This window comes from Erwinia sp. CGal63 (genome assembly GCF_037026505.1).
In the GTDB taxonomy this organism is placed as follows: Bacteria; Pseudomonadota; Gammaproteobacteria; order Enterobacterales; family Enterobacteriaceae; genus Erwinia.
Window position 1 is genome coordinate 1 of sequence record NZ_JAKUMN010000023.1, and the last position, 338, is coordinate 338.

The 338-nt window shown below is 50.9% G+C and carries 1 tRNA gene and 1 rRNA gene; both read right to left on the reverse strand.

The annotated features are described in order from the left end of the window. Positions 1–112 precede the first annotated feature (112 nt). Positions 113–187 (reverse strand) — tRNA-Glu (locus MKZ79_RS21190). 85 nt (positions 188–272) lie between these two features. Next, positions 273–338, reverse strand: a 16S ribosomal RNA gene (locus tag MKZ79_RS21195); the annotation flags it as partial.

Sequence of the window (338 nt, forward strand, 5' to 3'; positions counted from 1 at the left end):
TCGTTTCAATTTTCAGCTTGTTCCGGATTGTTAAAGAGCAATATCTTAAACATGACTCGCAAGTCATCTTTAAGATACGGTAGCGACGCCTTTCACTCGTCACCAGGCAAGTTGGCGTCCCCTAGGGGATTCGAACCCCTGTTGCCGCCGTGAAAGGGCGGAGTCCTAACCGCTAGACGAAGGGGACACTGTCGTGTCGACTTCGCAGCCGTCTTGCTCGTTACTTCTATCAGACAATCTGTGTGAGCACTTCGCGGGAAAGTATCTTCAGGTAAGGAGGTGATCCAACCGCAGGTTCCCCTACGGTTACCTTGTTACGACTTCACCCCAGTCATGAA